This is a genomic window from Ruegeria arenilitoris (genome assembly GCF_013030985.1).
In the GTDB taxonomy this organism is placed as follows: domain Bacteria; phylum Pseudomonadota; class Alphaproteobacteria; order Rhodobacterales; family Rhodobacteraceae; genus Ruegeria; species Ruegeria arenilitoris_B.
This window is the reverse complement of sequence record NZ_WPYP01000003.1, coordinates 162,165-179,090: the sequence shown is the minus strand read 5'-3', so window position 1 is coordinate 179,090 and position 16,926 is coordinate 162,165. Positions and strand designations below refer to the sequence as shown.

Genomic DNA, 16,926 nt, shown 5'->3' with positions numbered 1-16,926 from the left:
TTGCGCAGGATATGGGATATCAACCCGACTTATCCACAATATCTTGCCGAAATGCGCAGGAATACGCGTATCTCAGTAGGGCGTGCACTCAAATACCTGATAGCCGTTTCCGTTGCCGATGTTTTCATAGATGCCGTAATCGACGCATTCGTAATTCGGGGTCGACACAGCCGTCAGCAGCAAGCGCTCCCCGGCATCACGGTCGCAGCCCAGCACACCCACGGTCACCGCCGCATCCCCCAATACATCCAGAATCGGACAGCCCGAGACCTGCGCCATGGCCAACCCGGCCCGATCGCGGATCGGACCCAGACGCGGGGCGTATTGGGTGTCGACCCGCACCGCCTCGGCCAACTCCCCGCGCACGCGCACGTCAAACACGCTGCCGTTCACTGCTATGCGGGTGGCCGGTACGTCGCGAAAGTAAGACGTGCCGGCCGAACAAGCGGCCAGCACGAGGAGGGAAAGATACCGGATCATGCGTCCAGCTTTGCCGCAATATGGTTAACAGAACCTTTCCAGATTCAGGCGCGCAGCGCATCCCCCAGCCTTCGGATGCCCTCGCGGATCGTGTCCTCATCCGAGTTCGAGAAGCTCAACCGGATCGTGTTGGCCCCGGACCCGTCCGGAAAGAACGCCTGACCGGGGACAAAAGCGACCTTGACCGTCTCAAGCGCCCGCGCCAGCAGGTCAGCCCCGACCATGCCCTTAGGAAGCGTCACCCAGATGAACATGCCGCCTTCGGGCTTGGTCCACTCAACCCCGTCCGGCATGTGCTGATGCAACGCGTCCAACATGGCGTCACGACGCGCACCGTAGACGCGGCGCAGCATCGGGATATGAGTGTCAAAGCAGGCCCGCGCCACGTCATTGATGGCCATCTGATTGATCGTCGCCGAATGAAGATCGGCAGCCTGTTTCATCAGCACCAGTTGCGAGATCACCGGTTTGGCCGCGACGACCCATCCAACCCGCAACCCCGGAGACAAGGTCTTCGAGAAACTGCCGCAATAGATCGTCCTGCAGGTTTCAATCGCCCCCTTGCGCGCCAGTTCCAGCGCCAGAACCGGCGGGATTGCCTCTCCGTCAAAGCGCAAGGCCTGGTAGGCACCGTCTTCGATGATGGCACAGTTCAGGTCCTCGGCCAGATCCAGCAGGGCTTCGCGACCACGCAGGTCCACGGTCTCTCCGGTCGGGTTGGCGAAATCCGGCGAGAGATAGGCGAACTTCACCGCCCCCTCGCCCGCCGCCGCCCTGTATTCCGCAGCGCCGCGATTGCCGTTGATGCTAAGCCGACCAAAACGCGGCTCATAGGCGTTGAAGGCCGCCAGTGCACCCAGATAGGTGGGCCACCCAACCAGAGCCGTGTCACCCGGCGATATGTAGAGCTTGCCCAGATAGTCCAGCGCCTGCTGCGAGCCCGAGGTGATCAGGATGTTGTCCAGCCCGCACTCGATACCGATCTGACGCATGTGATCGACCAGCCATTCGCGCAGCGGCACATAGCCTTCGCTGACGGAGTATTGCAGTGCCTGCGCCTGGCTTTCCGGACCCAACGCATTCTGGAACGCCATCGCAAAACCATCCGTCGGAAACAGCGCCGGATCGGGAATACCGCCAGCAAAAGAAATGATCCCCGGCTGGTCTAACAGCTTGAGCAATTCGCGAATCTCGGACGCCTTCATCCGGGACGCTCGCGTGGCAAACAGATCTTTCGTCAACATCGGTCTCCTCCGCCTGGATTTAGGGCAGCGTAGGTGTCACGTCATTAAAGTCAATAGTTCTGACCTATTGTAACAAAACAGGTGATCGGCTTTCCTTGAATCAACCCCTTATACGTGGTCATATGATTTGACCAATTTCGGAACATCCACATGCCCTTTCAGAAAATCCAGCCCGAAAAGCTGTCCCTCGCAGTGGTAAAACAGATCGAGATGCTGATCCTGCGCGGCATCCTGCGGCCGGGTGAACGGCTTCCGGCTGAACGTGAGCTGGCAGACCGGCTGGGCGTGTCCCGGCCTTCGCTGCGCGAGGCGATCTCGAACCTGCAGGATCAGGGGCTGCTGACCGCCAAGGCCGGATCAGGCATCTATGTGGCCGAAGTTTTGGGTTCGGCCTTTTCCCCCGCACTTGTCCGGTTGTTCGGAAGTCACGAAGAGGCAGTGTTCGATTATCTCTCCTTCCGCAAAGATCTTGAAGGTCTGGCAGCGGAACGAGCCGCGCGGCTTGGATCGGACAGCGATCTGAAGGTCGTGCAGGCGATCTTTAACAAGATGCAGGCCGCCCATGAGCGCAACGCGTCCGAGGATGAGGCGCAGTTGGACGCCCAGTTTCACATGGCCATCATCGAAGCGAGCCATAACGTGGTGATGCTGCACATGATGCGGTCGATGTACGAGTTGCTGCAACAGGGCGTGTTCTACAACCGTCAGATCATGTTCCAGCAGCAAACCACCCGCGGGGCTATTCTGGACCAGCACCGCGCAATCAACACCGCCCTGCAAGCCCGGGACCCGGAAGGCGCGCGCGATGCGGTTCACAAACATCTCAGCTTTGTCCAGAGATGTATGGAAGACCATCAGAAAGCCCAGCGCAACGAAGCCATCGCGCAGCAGCGGCTGCAGCACGAGACAGGTCAGACCTGATGTTCATCGGGCATTTACCGGGGGCTTATCTGGTCTTTCGGGCCGCCACGCCAAATGTCGGGAAAACGATTTTCGCCGCGGCGATGCTCGGCGCGATCGCACCGGATCTGGACATGCTATGGTTCTATCTGGTCGACGACCGGGCACATCATCATCACGCATACTTTACACATCGCCCGGTTTTGTGGGCAGGTATCGTATTGCTGGGGTTTGTCATCGGGTTGAGCCAGCCGCAAGCGGGGCGTGTCGTGACCTTTTTTGGGGCCGGTGGGCTGGTCCATATGGCGCTGGATTCCATCGTCGGTGAAATCACTTGGCTTTGGCCGCTTTCGGACTTTTCCCACCCTCTCGTGACCGTCGAAGCCACGCATTCGCACTGGGTCCTCTCCTTTCTCAACCACTGGACGTTTATGGTTGAGATCGGGGTCACCGTGCTGGCCGCAATCGTGTTTTTTGCTGGCAGAAACAGGTCGGTCCGCACCGGCTAGGATCAGCTTTGGGCATAGCGCTGCTACCCGAGTGTCGCTCCGGGCAAAAAACCCGCCCCTGAAAACGGCAGACCCGGCAGAAAACTACCGGGTCGCACAATGTTCATACTGGGCAAAGCTTAGTGCAGCTTTTCGCCTACATCGGCAATCGCCGCGTCGATCAGCTTGTTCGCCTGTGTCGCCGTCATCTGCTTGGCCAGAACCGCGTTTGCTGCAGAAACAGCAACGGTGATGGCCTGATCGCGGACGTCCTTCACAGCCGACGCTTCCGCCGATGCGATCTGGTCCTGCGCAGCGGCCAGACGGCGTGCGATGGATTTTTCCAGATCGGCCTTGGCCTGTTCAGCAGCCAGAGCGGCGTCGTCTTTCGCAGCAGCCACGATGGCATCCGCCTGCGTCTGCACTTCACGCTGCTTGCGCTCGTACGAGGCCAGCAGGCTGCGCGCTTCTTCATGCAGGGCGCGGGCTTCGTCCAGTTCGGACTTGATGCCAGCGGCACGGTTGTCCAGCGCACCACCGATCAAGCCCGGGACCTTGAAGTAGAACAGGACCGCGATGAAAACGATGAAGCCCAGAAGGACCACAAAGTCGGTGTTGCCAAGCGAGAAGAACGGGCCGCTTGCGGCAAATGCCGGGCTGGCTGCGCCGACGGTCAGGATAAGGGCAAGAGTGTTCCGCATGTCACTTATCCTTTCATCTGCGTGTCAACTGCACTGTCGATGGCAGAGGCATCCGCCTCGCCGCCCAGTGCGGTAACCAGTTCAGCCGCCGTGTCCTTGGCAACCACTTGAATGCTTTCCAGCGCACCGGCACGGATTTCGGCAATTGCCTTTTCCGATTCAGCCGCCTTTGCAGCGATTTCCGCGTCCGCCTTGGCAATCGCGTCATCCAGACCAGCCTGGATTTCAGCACGGGCTTCGGCAGCGATACGCTGCGCTTCGGCACGGGCATCGGCCAGCGCCTTGTTGTAGGCCTCTTCGGCCTCGACCGCCTTGGCCTTCAGATCTTCGGCCGCAGCCAGGTCATTTGTAATGGTCCCCTGACGTTCAGCCAGGATTGCCGCGATGCGGGGCAGAGCCACGCGAGACAGGACCAGAAAGATGACGACCAGCGTGATGACCAGCCAGAAAATCTGGTTGGGGAACCAATCGAAGCAGAGCTGCGGCATCCCGATGGCAGAGCCATGCGTGTCGACGCACGAGCCAACTACTTCTTCGCTAATGGGTTCAGTCGCCATGATGTCCTCCGTCGGAACGTTGTCTTTACAACAGGTGGGCCGCTATGGCTTGGGCCCACCTGCGCGTAAGGATCAGGTTCCGCAGATTAGACGGCGAACATCAGCAGCAGTGAGACCAGGAATGCAAAGATGCCCAGCGCTTCTGCGAATGCGATACCGATGAAGAGGGTTGCGGTCTGCGAAGCAGCCGCCGAAGGGTTGCGCAGAGCGCCGGCCAGGAAGTTGCCTGCAACGTTGCCCACCCCGATTGCGGCTGCGCCGGAACCGATTGCTGCCAGGCCTGCGCCGATGTGTGCGAGATCGCCTTCCATGATGTATCTCCTTACGAATTGGAAGTTTCGATGTTGGGGTATCGGACCTTAGTGCGAAGGATGCAGCGCATCTTTCAGATAAACACAGGTCAGAATGGTGAATACGTAGGCCTGGATAAAGGCCACCAGGACCTCGAGGCCGTACATTGCGGTGATCGCCAGAACGGATACGGGCGAGATCACGGCAACTGCGGCGAAGCCCGCGAAAACCTTGATAACCGCGTGGCCAGCCATGACGTTACCGGCAAGACGAATGGAGTGGCTGACCGGACGTACAAAGTACGAGATCAGCTCGATGATCGCCAGGATCGGGCGCAGCGCCAGCGGCGCGCTGGAGACCCAGAACAGACCCAGGAATGCGGCACCGTTCTTGACGAAACCCAGAATGGTCACGGTCAGGAACACAGCCAGCGCCAGCGGGATGGTGACCGCGAAATGCGACGTGGTAGTGAACGAGGTCGGGATCAGACCCAGGAAGTTCGCGCTGACGATGAACATGAACAGGGTCATGACATAGGGGAAGAACTTGACGCCTTCCTTACCGCAGATGTCTTCCAGCATCTTGTAGATGAAGCCGTAGGTCAGTTCCGCGATCGACTGCATCCGGGTGGGTACGATCGCGCGCTTGGACGTGGGCAGAACCAGCAGAGCAGCCACAGCCAGAACCGCAAAGAACAGCCACAGGGTCACGTTGGTGACCGTGAACATGCCGACCGCTCCGTCGCCAAACAGCGGCTTAACGATGAACTGGTCCATGGGGTGGAATACCAGGCTGCTGCCTTCTGCTGCGGTGGTCTCAGTTGCCACGTTCAGTCCCTCTCGTCCTTCTCGGCCGCGTTTGCCGCCGTTTGTTTCTCTTGAGCCTCTTTCGCGCTGCGGAGCATAACCTTCACGCCCGCGACAAGGCCCAGCAATGTGAACAGCACCAGAAAGATCGGGATCGTCCCGAGCAGGCTGTCCAGCCCGTATCCGATGCCAAATCCGATCCCCAGACCGGATACCATTTCGATGACCATCCGCCAGGCAAGCTCGCCGCCCGAGACGTCAGCGTCTGCGCGAGGCTTCGGCGCCTTGGCCTTTTTCGCCGCCTCGATCTTGGCCTCCAGCTGCGCCATACGCTGCTTTTGGTCATCATCTGTCACGGGCGTTGTCCTCGCTCAGTCTTGGGCACGGTGCTAAGGGGCGAAGGGCGCAGAGTCAACGACGTTGAAGGCCCTAATTGCCGCAGCTTAATTAATTGTTTTAAAATGATTTTTCACCCAACGCTTCGCAATTCAAAACTGCCTGGCCCTTTCTGTTCCGTTCAAATGCATTGAATCCATATATTCAACCAAATGGTTGACCAAACCCGGGCGCTGTGGTTCAGCGGAGGCATGTCCAATGATCTCGACACCGTATTCGCGGCCCTAGCCGACCCCACTCGCCGCGCCATACTGGCGATGCTGCTTGAGGATGACATGGCCGTCACCGACGTGGCCGAACCGTTCGAGATGTCGCTGGCCGCGATCTCGAAACATCTGGTCATCCTGACCAAGGCGGGGCTGATCAGTCAGGAAAAGCGCGGCCGGGTGAAATGGTGCAAGCTGGAACCCGACGCCTTGCGTGCGGCGTCGGTGTGGATGCAGGGGTTCGGGCAGTTCGAACCGGTCAATCTGGACGCATTCGAGCGGTTTCTTGAAGCCGAACTGCCCGCAGCCGACGATCCCCAAGTCTAGCGCACGACGAAAACCGATACTTTCGCATGATTAGCCAGATACCCAGCGTGGCTTGAAAAGATATAGTCGGTGATCCTTGGCGCATGGGTTCCCACGACGATCAGGTCGGCTCCGATTTCCTCGGCAGCGCGGGCCAGGTCGCCATCAACCTCGGCCGCGACATCGACCGAGTGGATATTGAGGTATGCGACTTCCGTCCCGCTGTTCGTGGCAAGCTGTTCAGCGAAGGCCCGCAGGTTGTCGTTGATTGCGGCATCCGTCTGAACCGGATCACCGGGTTGGGTGCCCGTCACGCTGACAATAGTGATCTTGGCGCCCTGCCACTTGGCAACCTCGGCCGCAACATCGGCCGCTTTGCGAACCTCTGGCGGAAGATGCAGGTCAACAGGGAACATGATGTGAGTGTACATGGCGAATTCCTCCTTGCCCTCAAGCGTAGGGATATTCGCATGTATCGACCTTGATCTGCCTCAACGGGCGGCCTGCGCCAAATGCCGGCTATCCTTCCTGACTGTATTCAACGCCGGTGATGACGCCGAACGGGTCCGCCAGACACAACCACGGCGCCTGCGCGCCAACAACAGACACCGTCGTTACTGACCCCGTAGGCTCGGTCTTGGTGGAAACCGCAGAAACGTCCTCGGGCCGCACCCCGGTTTCGGCTGAGACTAGCGCCTCGCAACTGCCTTGCAGATCTGCCTCCGAAACTGCGGTGCTCGGTCCGGGTTGAGTACAGGCAGCCAATCCTGCCGCCGCGATCAGAAAGAATGCTGGTTTCGTCATCTCGTGCCCGTATGTAGCCTGTACCTATCCGACGCTGGCACAATTTGAGGGGAAGGCAAGCTTTATTCAGGCACCGGGTTCGTTGTGCGGCGCTGCTCTTCGGTTTTCAGCAGCAGCACAAGCGCCACGACGGTCAGGATTGCACCCACAACAACCAACAGCGGAGGCGGTTGCTGACCCAGCCCAATCTCCCACAGGATCACCCAGCTGGGGGTCAGGTAGGTATAGGCCATCACCTTGGCCGAGGGCAGCCGCAACGTCGCAAACTGCACCAGGACAAAGCTGACAGCGGTGGCAAAGATCGACAGGTACAGCAGCCCCACCCAGACGATCAGAGGCAAATTGACCCAATCGGTCGCGCGGATGTCGGACCAGCCGTAGAGCGTGAGCAAAATACAGCCCGCAACCATAGTGCCAAAACTGAACACCACCGCCGGTTCGCCCCTGTTCAGCTTGCGCACCATCGGTGTGTAGATCGCGTGTGCGATACAGCCCCAGAAATAGATAATCTCACCGCCGCCGATCTGAAACGCGGTGAATGCCTGCCAGTCCGCGCGGAAAATAACCCAGAGCGCCCCCACCGCCCCCACGGTCAACGCCAAGGCCATCCGAGGCGTCGTGATCTGCCTCAGCAACACCCAGCCCGCCATCGCCGACATCACCGGGGTCAATGTGAACACGGCCGCTGCACTGACCGGTGGTGCGGTTTTCAGGCCGTGGAACATCAGAACAAAGTAAGCGGCAAACAAACCACCCAGCACCAGATAGCGCCACGGCGCTTGTGCTGCGTTACGTGGCAGGCCAGTGGTCATCAGCGCCGTAACACCAATCACGACCGAGGCGATCAGAAAGCGCACCGCCGTAAGGGCCTCGGGTGCGATCTGGTTGGCAACCAGCGAGCCCAGCGAAAAGCTGCCCGCCACCAAGGCCGAAAAAACAAGCATGGCCAGATGGCCCTGTGCCTGAGGGCTCACGCCAGCCAGCCTTTGGATCGTTCTTTCAGGAATGTCAGAAAGCTTTGAACCTTGGTTGTGCGGTGCAGATCCACATGGGTCACCAGCCAAAGGTTGCCGAACCATTCCGGCAGCGGATCGATCACCTCGATCAGATCGGGGTCCCGGCTTGCTTCCCATCGGGAGATGAACCCGATCCCGGCACCGGACAGAACCGCCTCGCTGATGCAGAAGTTGTTGGTGCAGCGAAAGGTGATGTTTTCGGCGGGAACCGTCGCACGCAACCACCGGGAAAACGGAGCGCGGCTGTTTTCGTCGTCGGTGCTGACGAAGTAGTGGTTGACGAAATCCTCTACGCCAGCGGGCTTACCGTGGCGCTTCACATAGCCCTTGCTGGCAAACAGGCCGATTTCCTGGGTGACAAAGGGCTGCACCACATTGTCCGGCTGGTCCGGGGCCGACCCTGCACGAATAGCCACGTGTGCCTCGCCATATTCCAGGCGGAACAGGCGGTCTCCGGTCAGGTAGCGCACGATCAGACCCGGATGCAGACGCTGAAACTCGCTGAGCACCGGTACCACCAGCGGCGCCAGTGAGGACAGAGACGTCACGACCAGCTCACCCGAGACATCATCGCCACGCCCCTTCATCCGCCCGACCAGTTGGTTGAACTGGTCCTCGGTGGCCTGTGCCACGCGCAGCAGGTCATTTCCGGCCTCGGTGGGGGTATAGCCGCGGGCGTGGCGCTGGAACAGCTTGGTTCCCAACCGCGCCTCAATCGCGTCGATGTGGCGGATCACCGTTGCGTGGTGAACGCCTAACACTTCGGCCGCGCCGCTGACGGTGCCCATGCGGGCCACCTGATAGGCGGTTCTCACTTCGTCCCAATTGTCCACGGCATCACCACTACTGTGCAATTTCCAACATCAACTGTTGATGTATCCGAGTTTTGTTCACCCACGCAACATCCATATTGAGCGCAGACGAGAATTCCCTATCCAAAAAGGATCAAGTGAAATGACCAAGACCATCCTGCATATCGACGCCTCAGCCCGCCGCGATGGGTCAGCGACCCGTGACCTGTCCGACCGCATCGTCAAGCATCTGGGTGCCGCGCGCATCATCCGCCGTGATCTGGCCAGCCCCCTGCCCTTGCTGACCGAAGACTGGATCAACGCCAACTTCACCCCCGCCGATCAGCGGGATGAGACCCAACGTGATCAGCTGGCGCTGTCGGAAACGCTGGTGAACGAACTGCAAGAGGCCGACACTATCGTCGTCGGTCTGCCGATCTATAACTTCTCGGTGCCTGCCGCGTTCAAAGCCTGGATCGATCTGGTGGCCCGCGCCGGTCTGACCTTTAGCTACACCGAGAACGGCCCTAAGGGCCTGCTGGAGGGCAAACGTGCAGTTCTCGCCATTGCGTCGGGTGGTGTTCCTGTCGGGTCCGAGGTCGATTTCGCCACCAACTATGCCAAACATGTGCTGGGCTTTATCGGCATTCACGACGTGGATGTTGTTGCCGCAGACCAGATGGCTCTGGACGCTGAAACAACGCTGGCCAAGGCGCAGAAAGCCGTTTTGGAACTGGCAGCCTGATCACCTGCACCATAAGCACCCTCCGCGCCCGGCCTGTCTTTGCAATGGCTGGGCGCACTTGTTCTATGGCTTAGGTTCAGGGCAGCCAGGTCACCTCACAACCGATCCGGTCGAAGAACGCCATCAGATCGGTCCGTGAAACCGCGACGGTGCGATCATTGACCAGCGGGTGCATGTAAATGACATCGGCCTGCTGCGCCGCGCCGTCCATGAAGAACCGCACGTTGTTCTGAACCCCGTTGATCATCGCCAGCGGGCTGACCGCTCCGGGCCGAATACCAAGGTTTTGCAACAACCGATCCGCCGAGCCGAATGACAGGTTGCCCACACCCAGCTCCGCCCCCAGCGCCTTGAGGTCAATCTCGCGGCTTTGCTCCAGCGTCACCAGATAGTTCCGCTTTTTCTTGTCCCGCAGGTACAGGTTCTTCAGGCGCAAAGCGTTTTCACCCGGCACCATGAACTGATCTTCGACCGACTTCGAATCCTCGACCGTGCGCAGCGGTACATGGGTGTGCAGGCGATAGGTCAGCCCCCACTCGTCCAGCTGCGCCAACAGCGCATCCGAGCTGAGCGGCAGTGTGTCCTGAAAGGCGGATGATGCGTCCATTGTGGGCTCCTGATAATATTGCCTTGCTGATGCCGCCAAAGCCAGCCGGGTTCAAGGCCTGTCCGGCGTGTCCGGCTTGACTACGGGCGAAAACGGACATAATGAACCGCCAAACATCCGGAAGAGACGATCCTTCCGGTCCCTTGAGTCGTTCAGGGATCGCCCCCCACCAGCGAGTTTCGCCCGTGGGGGCAATTGTGTATTTAACCGGTGTTTCCTACCTAGGAAGTGCCACCAGATAACCGGCTAAGGAGGCCGAAGGCATGTTTGAAAATCTATCCGAACGCCTTTCCGGCGTCTTTGACCGGCTGACCAAACAGGGTGCTCTGTCCGAAGAAGACGTCAAGACCGCCCTGCGCGAGGTTCGCGTCGCCCTGCTCGAGGCCGACGTTTCGCTGCCGGTGGCGCGTGAGTTCGTCAAGAAGGTGCAGGAACAGGCGACCGGTCAGGCCGTCACCAAGTCGATCACGCCCGGCCAGCAGGTCGTCAAGATCGTGCACGATGCGCTGGTCGATACCCTGCGCGGCGAGGAAGACCCCGGCAAGCTGAAGATCGACAACCCGCCTGCCCCGATCCTGATGGTCGGTCTGCAGGGTTCGGGTAAGACAACCACCACCGGTAAGCTCGCCAAACGCCTGAAAGAGAAAGAGGGCAAGAAGGTCCTGATGGCCTCGCTGGACGTCTACCGCCCGGCGGCGATGGATCAGCTTGCGGTTCTGGGCACTCAGGTCGGCGTGGACACCCTGCCGATCGTTCCCGGCCAGAAACCCGTCGATATCGCCAAGCGCGCCAAGCAACAGGCGACGCTGGGCGGCTACGACGTCTACATGCTGGATACCGCGGGCCGTCTGCACATCGACGAAGTCCTGATGGACGAGGTCGAGCAGGTCCGCAACGCTGTTGACCCGCGCGAGACCCTGCTGGTGGTCGACGGCCTGACCGGTCAGGTCGCCGTTGAAGTGGCTGAAGAGTTCGACGCCAAGGTCGGCATCTCGGGCGTGGTTCTGACTCGGATGGACGGCGACGGGCGCGGCGGTGCGGCCCTGTCGATGCGCGCGGTTACCGGCAAGCCGATCCGCTTTGTCGGTCTGGGCGAGAAGATGGACGCGCTCGAAACCTTCGAACCGGACCGTATCGCCGGTCGTATTCTGGGCATGGGCGACATCGTGGCCCTGGTCGAAAAGGCCCAGGAAACGATGGAGATGGAACAGACCGAGCGCATGATGAAGCGCATGGTCAAAGGTCAGTTCAACATGAACGACCTGAAAATGCAGCTGGAACAGATGATCCAGATGGGCGGCATGCAGGGCATGATGAGCATGATGCCCGGCATGGGCAAGATGGCAAAGCAGGTCGAAGAGGCGGGTATGGATGACAAGGTGCTCAAGCGCCAGATTGCCATGATCCAGTCCATGACCAAACGCGAACGCGCCAACCCTCAGCTGTTGCAAGCCAGCCGCAAGAAGCGCATCGCGGCTGGGTCCGGGATGGAGGTCAGCGACCTCAACAAGCTGCTTAAGATGCACCGGCAGATGTCGGACATGATGAAGAAGATGGGCAAGATGGGCAAAGGCAAGATGCTGAAACAGGCCATGAAGGGCATGTTCGGCAAAGGCGGCCCCAGCCCCGAGGAGATGGCCGCAGGTATGGACCCCAAGGCGCTGGAACAGGCGGCCAAGGCGATGGGCGGCAAGATGCCCGGCGGTTTGCCCGGCATGGGCGGCGGCATGGGCTTGCCTCCGGGTCTGAGTGGGTTCGGAAAGAAAAAGTAAGTGACCTCTTTCGTGCATCATATCCCCCGGCTTGAGACGGAACGCCTGATCATGCGTGCGCCGTCCGAGGCTGATTTCGAGGCCGAGGCGGAGTTCTTCGCGTCCGACGCCTCGAAATTCGTCGGTGGCCCCTTGCGTCCGGACGAAACATGGCGCGCCATCGCCATGTTGCTGGGCCATTGGGCAATGCGCGGATTTGGATTCTGGGGCGTCGAGGAAAAAGCCACCGGCAGCTATGTCGGTCACGTCGGCCTCTGGTTTCCGCATAGCTGGCCCGAGCCTGAGATCGGCTGGACCCTGATGAACAACGCCACCGGCAAGGGCTATGCGACCGAGGCCGCCTTGGCCGCACGAACGCATGCCTATGACGTGCTTGGATGGGAAACGGCGATCTCTCTGATCGATCCGGACAATCTGGGCAGCAAGGCCGTGGCCGAACGTCTGGGCGCACAGTTCGATTACACCTACGAACACCCGGGCTTTGGTACGATGCAAGTCTGGCGACACCCTGCCCCGGGTGATCTGGTGAACGGCGGGATGGAGGCCTACGCATGACCTCTTACACCATCCCCACCGTAGAAACCGAGAACCTGATCCTGCGGGCGCCGCAAGAATGCGACCTGCCCGCGATGACCGAATTCTTCGCGTCGGACCGCAGCCGCATGGTCGGTGGCCCAAAGTCGCCGTTGGATGCTTGGCGGTCCCTGTTGGGCCGGTTCGGGCACTGGGCCATCATGGGGTACGGCGGCTGGCACATCGTCGAAAAGGCCAGCGGAACATTTGCAGGCTGGACCGGGATCATCAATGCGCCGGGCTGGGATGAACCCGAACTGGGTTGGGTTATCTTCGAAGGGTTCGAAGGTAAGGGAATTGCATTCGAGGCAGCGACTGCCGCCCGTGCCTATGCCGCCCAACACCAAGGGGTGAACGGCCCGATCTCATACATCGCTCATGAAAACGACCGCTCGCGCGCGCTGGCTGAACGCCTTGGCGCCACCTATGAACGCGAGGGCGAAGTTGTGGGCAAACGCTGTCAGGTCTGGCGGCACCCGAAACTCGTTACTTCTGACACCGCTTTGACCACCGAAAGGACCGGCCAATGACCAACCCCGTGACACAGGCTGCCACGCTGTTGAAAGAGCATCGCGAAAGCATCGACCGGCTGGACGCGATCCTTGTCTATACACTGGGCGAGCGGTTCAAGCACACTCAGGCCGTTGGCAAGCTCAAGGCCGAACACGACCTTCCCCCGTCCGACCCCTCGCGCGAGGCTGCGCAGATCGCACGGTTAGAAGACCTGGCAGTACAGGCCAATCTGGACCCTGATTTCGCCAAGGCTTTCCTGAATTTCATCATTCAGGAAGTCATCCGACACCACCGGAAACATCAGGAATAATCCTCCGTTTCCACGAATACCAAGAATAACCGGAACTGCTCCGGTAAACGCCATCCAAAGGAGATACCACCATGGCAATGAAAATTCGTCTCGCCCGCGGCGGCTCGAAAAAACGTCCCTTCTACCGCATCGTGGCTGCTGACAGCCGTATGCCCCGCGACGGCCGTTTCATCGAGAAACTGGGCACCTACAACCCGCTGCTGCCGAAAGACAGCGAAGAGCGCGTGAAAATGGACATGGAGCGCGTTCAGTACTGGCTGGATCAGGGCGCCCAGCCCACCGACCGTATCGCACGTATGCTGGAAGCAGCTGGCACCAAAGCGAAAACCGAACGCAACAACCCCAACAAGGGTACCCCGGGCAAGAAAGCTCAGGAGCGTGCGGAAGAAAAAGCTGCAAAGGCCGCTGAAGCTGCCGAAGCTGCTGCTGCACCTGCAGAAGAAGCAACCGCAGAAGAGTAAGAAGGCGAGCGCGTGCAGGATCAAACTTTCACCGACGATTTTCGCACGCAGTTCGATCTGTTGATGCGGCTCCGGCGCGATGTGCGCCGGTTCCGCACCGATCCTGTGGACGAGGCAGTGCTGACGCGCTGCCTCGACGCATTTCGCCTGGCCCCTTCGGTGGGGCTGAGCGAACCCTGGCGCGTGATCCGCGTCGAAAGCGAAGCCGCACGAGCGACGGCGCTCAAGAATTTCCAGGCTGCCAATGCCGAGTCACTGGCCGGATATTCCGGTGAGAAAGCACAAATCTACAGCGGTCTGAAGCTGTCGGGGATGCAGGAAGCCCCGGTGCAATTGGCCGTGTTCTGCGACGATACCACTGACAAGGGGCAAGGTCTGGGCGCGGGAACGATGCCCGAGGCGCGGCGCTATTCCGTCGTTTCGGCGATCACGCTGTTCTGGCTGGCCTTGCGCACCCACGGGTTGGGTCTGGGCTGGGTGTCCATTCTGGACCCCGACAAGATGACCCGTGACCTGAACGTTCCGGATGGCTGGCACCTGATCGGATATTTCTGCGTCGGCTGGCCGGAAGAACTATTGGACACGCCCGAGCTGGAACGCGTCGGCTGGGAATCCCGCTACGACACACTGCCGATCGAGGTACGATAGGCAGATGTTCGGGCTGATACGTCTTCCCATCCTGTTGCTGATCGCATTTATTGTCGGCGTGTTTTTCGAACGTAGTAACCAGCGCGAGGCCTGTGCCGCGCGGGGTGACTGGCAAGATGGGCTATGTGTGACGGTGGACAAGCCAAATGAGTGATCTGATCTGCGTGGGCAGCATTGCGGGCTCTTATGGTGTGCGCGGTGAAGTGCGCCTGAAAAGCTATTGCGCGATCCCGGAAGATATCGAAGCGTATTCTCCTCTGACGGATGAGACCGGCGCCCAGCGGTATCCACTGGTCCTGACCCGGTCAATCAAGAACGGGTTTGCCGCGCGGCTGGGCGGGGTCGAGACCAAGGAAGAGGCCGACGCGATGAAAGGCCTGCGCCTGTTTGCCCGGCGTGATCAGCTGCCGTCCCTGCCGGATGACGAATTCTATCACACCGACCTGATCGGGCTTGAGGTTTATGATACCGGCGGCACGCTGCTGGGCCGGGTCAAATCGGTGCAGAACCACGGCGCGGCCGACCTGCTGGAGCTGCACGGACCGGGTCTGAAAGCCACCGTGCTGCTGCCCTTTACGCTTGAAGCCGTACCGACCGTTGACCTGGACAAGGGTCGCATCATCGCCGATCCGCCCGAAGGGCTGATCTGATGCGCCGCATCCTGCTGCATCTGGGCCTGCACAAGACGGGAACCACGGCGGCACAGTCTTTCCTCTATGAAAATCGAGAACTGATCTGGCCGCATTTCGCGCTGGTGCTGCCGTATCGCACCCGCAAGTCCGGCCTGTCGCGGGCGGCCACCAACCACTCGGTCTATGGCACCGTCGGCACGCTGTCCGAATTTGGCACACAGGTTCGCGGTTTATTGGACTCGATCGATTTTGGCGACAAACGTGGCCTGATCGTCAGCGAAGAAAACTTTGCCGGGTTGCGCCCCAGCCGCAATACCGAAAACGGCTATGCAGCCGCGCCCGAGCTTGCGGCCTGTCTGGTGGATGCCATCCGCCATCGCTTTTCCGGGCAAGTGGTCGAGATCACGATCTACCTGTCTCTGCGCCAACGCGGTGGCTGGCTGCGCAGCCTTTGGGCGCATGATCTGGAGCGCATTCGCCAGGTCCACGACTTTGAAGCCTTTCGATCGAATCTGGATCACCTGCCGCCCTTACAGGACACGGTGGATCAGATCCGGGAAAGGCTGCCTTCGGTCACCGTTACGGCTGAATGGCTTGAAGAACTGCAATTGCGCCGCTATGGCCCCGGCACCCCGTTTGCCGAGTATCTGGACCTGCCGCGCGACAAGGCCAAGGTGCTGGTGCAGCCCTCCAAGGCCAACAGTCGCCTGCCCGAGGATATTCTGGCAGAGTTGCTGGACCTGAACCGCTCGCGTCTGGATGAGGCAGCTCTGCTCGAGCAGAAAAAAGCGATAATTGAACGCGCGAAAGGCGCGCTGATCGGCACGACATGACAGACAAGCCCAGTAAATCCCACGGTCGCAAAGCGATCCGTCCGACATTGAAACCGCGTGAGTTGATGACCCCCACGCCGGACCTGCATGGCGTTTGGAAGGCCAAGATCATCACCCTGTTCCCCTCGGCCTTTCCCGGCGTTCTGGGCGAAAGTCTGACCGGCAAAGCGCTGCAAGAGGGGCTGTGGCAGCTGGAAACCGTCGATCTGCGTCAATTCGGCATCGGCAAGCACCGCAATGTGGATGACACGCCCGCTGGTGGCGGCGCGGGCATGGTGCTGCGCGCCGACGTGCTGGGGGAGGCGATCGAACATACGATGGCAGGCATTCGCGGGAACTGGCCGCTGATCTATCTCAGCCCCCGTGGTCGTCGAATGGACCAGCGCATGATGCAGAACCTGGCACGCTGCGACGGCATGACCCTGCTGTGCGGCCGTTTCGAAGGTGTCGATGAACGCGTGCTGGAGCATTACGGCGTGCAAGAAGTCAGCTTGGGTGATTTCGTCATGACCGGCGGTGAGATCGCCGCGCAAGCCCTGATCGACGCGACGGTGCGGCTGATCCCTGGCGTTCTGGGCAATCAGGCCTCAGCCGAGGAGGAGAGCTTTTCCTCGGGCCTGCTGGAGCATCCGCAATACACCCGCCCTGCCGAATGGAAAGGCCGTCCGATCCCGGATATCCTGATGTCCGGCCACCATGGGCGCATTGCCAAGTGGCGGCACGGGATGTCGGAAAAGATCACCCAGGAACGGCGCCCCGATTTGTGGGAGCGCTATGTTGATTCTGGGGATGAAAGCCAGGACTGAGACCGGGTGTGTGGCCTGTATGCCGCAAGTGTTGGATATT

At 60.2% G+C, this 16,926-nt stretch carries 26 protein-coding genes; 14 read left to right on the top strand and 12 right to left on the bottom strand.

The features are described from left to right. Nucleotides 1-72 precede the first annotated feature (72 nt). Together GOX88_RS08830 and GOX88_RS08825 are read right to left on the bottom strand one after the other, a co-directional pair. Entirely contained in the window at nt 73-480 is a 408-nt protein-coding gene (locus GOX88_RS08830; RefSeq protein ID WP_170400799.1) for a hypothetical protein, read from the bottom strand. A 44-nt stretch (nt 481-524) separates the two neighbouring features. Further along, nucleotides 525-1,724: a PLP-dependent aminotransferase family protein gene (locus GOX88_RS08825; protein WP_170400798.1), complete on the bottom strand. Its 1,200-nt coding sequence runs from the start codon at nt 1,722-1,724 to the stop codon at nt 525-527. Between the two features lie 150 nt (nt 1,725-1,874). Between GOX88_RS08825 and GOX88_RS08820 the strand changes: the two genes are divergently transcribed. After that, entirely contained in the window at nt 1,875-2,645 is a 771-nt protein-coding gene (locus tag GOX88_RS08820; protein WP_170400797.1) for an FCD domain-containing protein, read from the top strand. Further along, nucleotides 2,645-3,133 carry a metal-dependent hydrolase gene (locus GOX88_RS08815; protein WP_170400796.1) on the top strand — a complete coding sequence of 163 codons (489 nt, stop codon included), beginning with the start codon at nt 2,645-2,647 and terminating at the stop codon, nt 3,131-3,133. Before GOX88_RS08820 ends, GOX88_RS08815 begins: the two co-directional genes overlap by 1 nt. Before the next feature lie 119 nt (nt 3,134-3,252). On the opposite strand, the gene GOX88_RS08810 is transcribed toward GOX88_RS08815, so the two are convergent. The 5 genes from GOX88_RS08810 to GOX88_RS08790 all read right to left on the bottom strand — a co-directional run bounded on the left by GOX88_RS08810 (nt 3,253) and on the right by GOX88_RS08790 (nt 5,823). Continuing rightward, nucleotides 3,253-3,813 carry a F0F1 ATP synthase subunit B gene (locus tag GOX88_RS08810; RefSeq protein WP_170400795.1) on the bottom strand — a complete coding sequence of 187 codons (561 nt, stop codon included), beginning with the start codon at nt 3,811-3,813 and terminating at the stop codon, nt 3,253-3,255. Between the two features lie 5 nt (nt 3,814-3,818). Further along, a complete protein-coding gene (locus tag GOX88_RS08805; RefSeq protein ID WP_170400794.1) occupies nt 3,819-4,370 on the bottom strand; it encodes a F0F1 ATP synthase subunit B' in 552 nt (183 codons plus the stop codon). A gap of 86 nt (nt 4,371-4,456) precedes the next feature. After that, the gene (locus tag GOX88_RS08800) at nt 4,457-4,681 is read right to left on the bottom strand and encodes a F0F1 ATP synthase subunit C (RefSeq protein ID WP_005981269.1); all 225 of its coding nucleotides are present in this window, start codon (nt 4,679-4,681) and stop codon (nt 4,457-4,459) included. A gap of 48 nt (nt 4,682-4,729) precedes the next feature. Then, nucleotides 4,730-5,488, bottom strand: a complete 759-nt coding sequence (locus GOX88_RS08795; RefSeq protein WP_170400793.1) for a F0F1 ATP synthase subunit A — start codon at nt 5,486-5,488, stop codon at nt 4,730-4,732. A gap of 2 nt (nt 5,489-5,490) precedes the next feature. Further along, entirely contained in the window at nt 5,491-5,823 is a 333-nt protein-coding gene (locus GOX88_RS08790) for an AtpZ/AtpI family protein (RefSeq protein ID WP_170400792.1), read from the bottom strand. A 231-nt stretch (nt 5,824-6,054) separates the two neighbouring features. On the opposite strand from GOX88_RS08790, the gene GOX88_RS08785 reads away from it, so the two are divergent. Then, nucleotides 6,055-6,396, top strand: a complete 342-nt coding sequence (locus tag GOX88_RS08785) for an ArsR/SmtB family transcription factor (protein ID WP_170400958.1) — start codon at nt 6,055-6,057, stop codon at nt 6,394-6,396. Here GOX88_RS08785 and GOX88_RS08780 read toward each other — a convergent pair. From GOX88_RS08780 to GOX88_RS08765, 4 genes are all read right to left on the bottom strand, one after another. Continuing rightward, on the bottom strand, nt 6,393-6,806 hold the full coding sequence (locus tag GOX88_RS08780; RefSeq protein ID WP_170400791.1) for a universal stress protein: 414 nt from the start codon (nt 6,804-6,806) through the stop codon (nt 6,393-6,395). The genes GOX88_RS08785 and GOX88_RS08780 overlap by 4 nt on opposite strands. 88 nt (nt 6,807-6,894) lie before the next feature. Beyond that, nucleotides 6,895-7,179 carry a hypothetical protein gene (locus GOX88_RS08775; protein ID WP_170400790.1) on the bottom strand — a complete coding sequence of 95 codons (285 nt, stop codon included), beginning with the start codon at nt 7,177-7,179 and terminating at the stop codon, nt 6,895-6,897. 62 nt (nt 7,180-7,241) lie between these two features. Then, a complete protein-coding gene (locus GOX88_RS08770; RefSeq protein ID WP_170400789.1) occupies nt 7,242-8,153 on the bottom strand; it encodes a DMT family transporter in 912 nt (303 codons plus the stop codon). After that, entirely contained in the window at nt 8,150-9,028 is an 879-nt protein-coding gene (locus GOX88_RS08765; protein WP_170400788.1) for a LysR family transcriptional regulator, read from the bottom strand. Before GOX88_RS08765 ends, GOX88_RS08770 begins: the two co-directional genes overlap by 4 nt. Before the next feature lie 121 nt (nt 9,029-9,149). Here GOX88_RS08765 and GOX88_RS08760 point away from each other — a divergent pair, with 121 nt between their 5' ends. After that, the gene (locus GOX88_RS08760) at nt 9,150-9,731 is read left to right on the top strand and encodes an FMN-dependent NADH-azoreductase (RefSeq protein ID WP_170400787.1); all 582 of its coding nucleotides are present in this window, start codon (nt 9,150-9,152) and stop codon (nt 9,729-9,731) included. Between the two features lie 76 nt (nt 9,732-9,807). Here the strand turns inward: GOX88_RS08760 and GOX88_RS08755 are convergent, their stop codons facing one another. Continuing rightward, the gene (locus GOX88_RS08755; protein WP_170400786.1) at nt 9,808-10,338 is read right to left on the bottom strand and encodes a prolyl-tRNA synthetase associated domain-containing protein; all 531 of its coding nucleotides are present in this window, start codon (nt 10,336-10,338) and stop codon (nt 9,808-9,810) included. Nucleotides 10,339-10,601: 263 nt separating this feature from the next. Between GOX88_RS08755 and ffh the strand changes: the two genes are divergently transcribed. From ffh to trmD, 10 genes are all read left to right on the top strand, one after another. Next, complete coding sequence (ffh, locus tag GOX88_RS08750) at nt 10,602-12,110, top strand: signal recognition particle protein (protein ID WP_170400785.1); 1,509 nt, start codon at nt 10,602-10,604, stop codon at nt 12,108-12,110. Further along, nucleotides 12,111-12,665, top strand: coding sequence for a GNAT family N-acetyltransferase (locus GOX88_RS08745; RefSeq protein WP_367647807.1), 555 nt, complete (start codon nt 12,111-12,113; stop codon nt 12,663-12,665). After that, a complete protein-coding gene (locus GOX88_RS08740; protein ID WP_170400784.1) occupies nt 12,662-13,213 on the top strand; it encodes a GNAT family N-acetyltransferase in 552 nt (183 codons plus the stop codon). The genes GOX88_RS08745 and GOX88_RS08740 overlap by 4 nt, the downstream gene beginning before the upstream one ends. Continuing rightward, nucleotides 13,210-13,506 carry a chorismate mutase gene (locus tag GOX88_RS08735; RefSeq protein ID WP_170400783.1) on the top strand — a complete coding sequence of 99 codons (297 nt, stop codon included), beginning with the start codon at nt 13,210-13,212 and terminating at the stop codon, nt 13,504-13,506. The genes GOX88_RS08740 and GOX88_RS08735 overlap by 4 nt, the downstream gene beginning before the upstream one ends. Before the next feature lie 71 nt (nt 13,507-13,577). Next, a complete protein-coding gene (gene rpsP, locus GOX88_RS08730) occupies nt 13,578-13,967 on the top strand; it encodes a 30S ribosomal protein S16 (RefSeq protein WP_170400782.1) in 390 nt (129 codons plus the stop codon). 12 nt (nt 13,968-13,979) lie between these two features. Beyond that, the gene (bluB, locus tag GOX88_RS08725; protein ID WP_170400781.1) at nt 13,980-14,615 is read left to right on the top strand and encodes a 5,6-dimethylbenzimidazole synthase; all 636 of its coding nucleotides are present in this window, start codon (nt 13,980-13,982) and stop codon (nt 14,613-14,615) included. 4 nt (nt 14,616-14,619) lie between these two features. Beyond that, nucleotides 14,620-14,769 carry a hypothetical protein gene (locus GOX88_RS08720; RefSeq protein WP_170400780.1) on the top strand — a complete coding sequence of 50 codons (150 nt, stop codon included), beginning with the start codon at nt 14,620-14,622 and terminating at the stop codon, nt 14,767-14,769. Then, nucleotides 14,762-15,265 (top strand): ribosome maturation factor RimM, encoded by a 504-nt coding sequence (gene rimM, locus GOX88_RS08715; RefSeq protein WP_170400779.1) that lies wholly within the window; start codon nt 14,762-14,764, stop codon nt 15,263-15,265. The genes GOX88_RS08720 and rimM overlap by 8 nt, the downstream gene beginning before the upstream one ends. Then, a complete protein-coding gene (locus GOX88_RS08710) occupies nt 15,265-16,080 on the top strand; it encodes a hypothetical protein (protein ID WP_170400778.1) in 816 nt (271 codons plus the stop codon). Before rimM ends, GOX88_RS08710 begins: the two co-directional genes overlap by 1 nt. Then, nucleotides 16,077-16,886, top strand: coding sequence for a tRNA (guanosine(37)-N1)-methyltransferase TrmD (gene trmD, locus GOX88_RS08705; RefSeq protein WP_170400777.1), 810 nt, complete (start codon nt 16,077-16,079; stop codon nt 16,884-16,886). The genes GOX88_RS08710 and trmD overlap by 4 nt, the downstream gene beginning before the upstream one ends. Nucleotides 16,887-16,926: the final 40 nt, after the last annotated feature.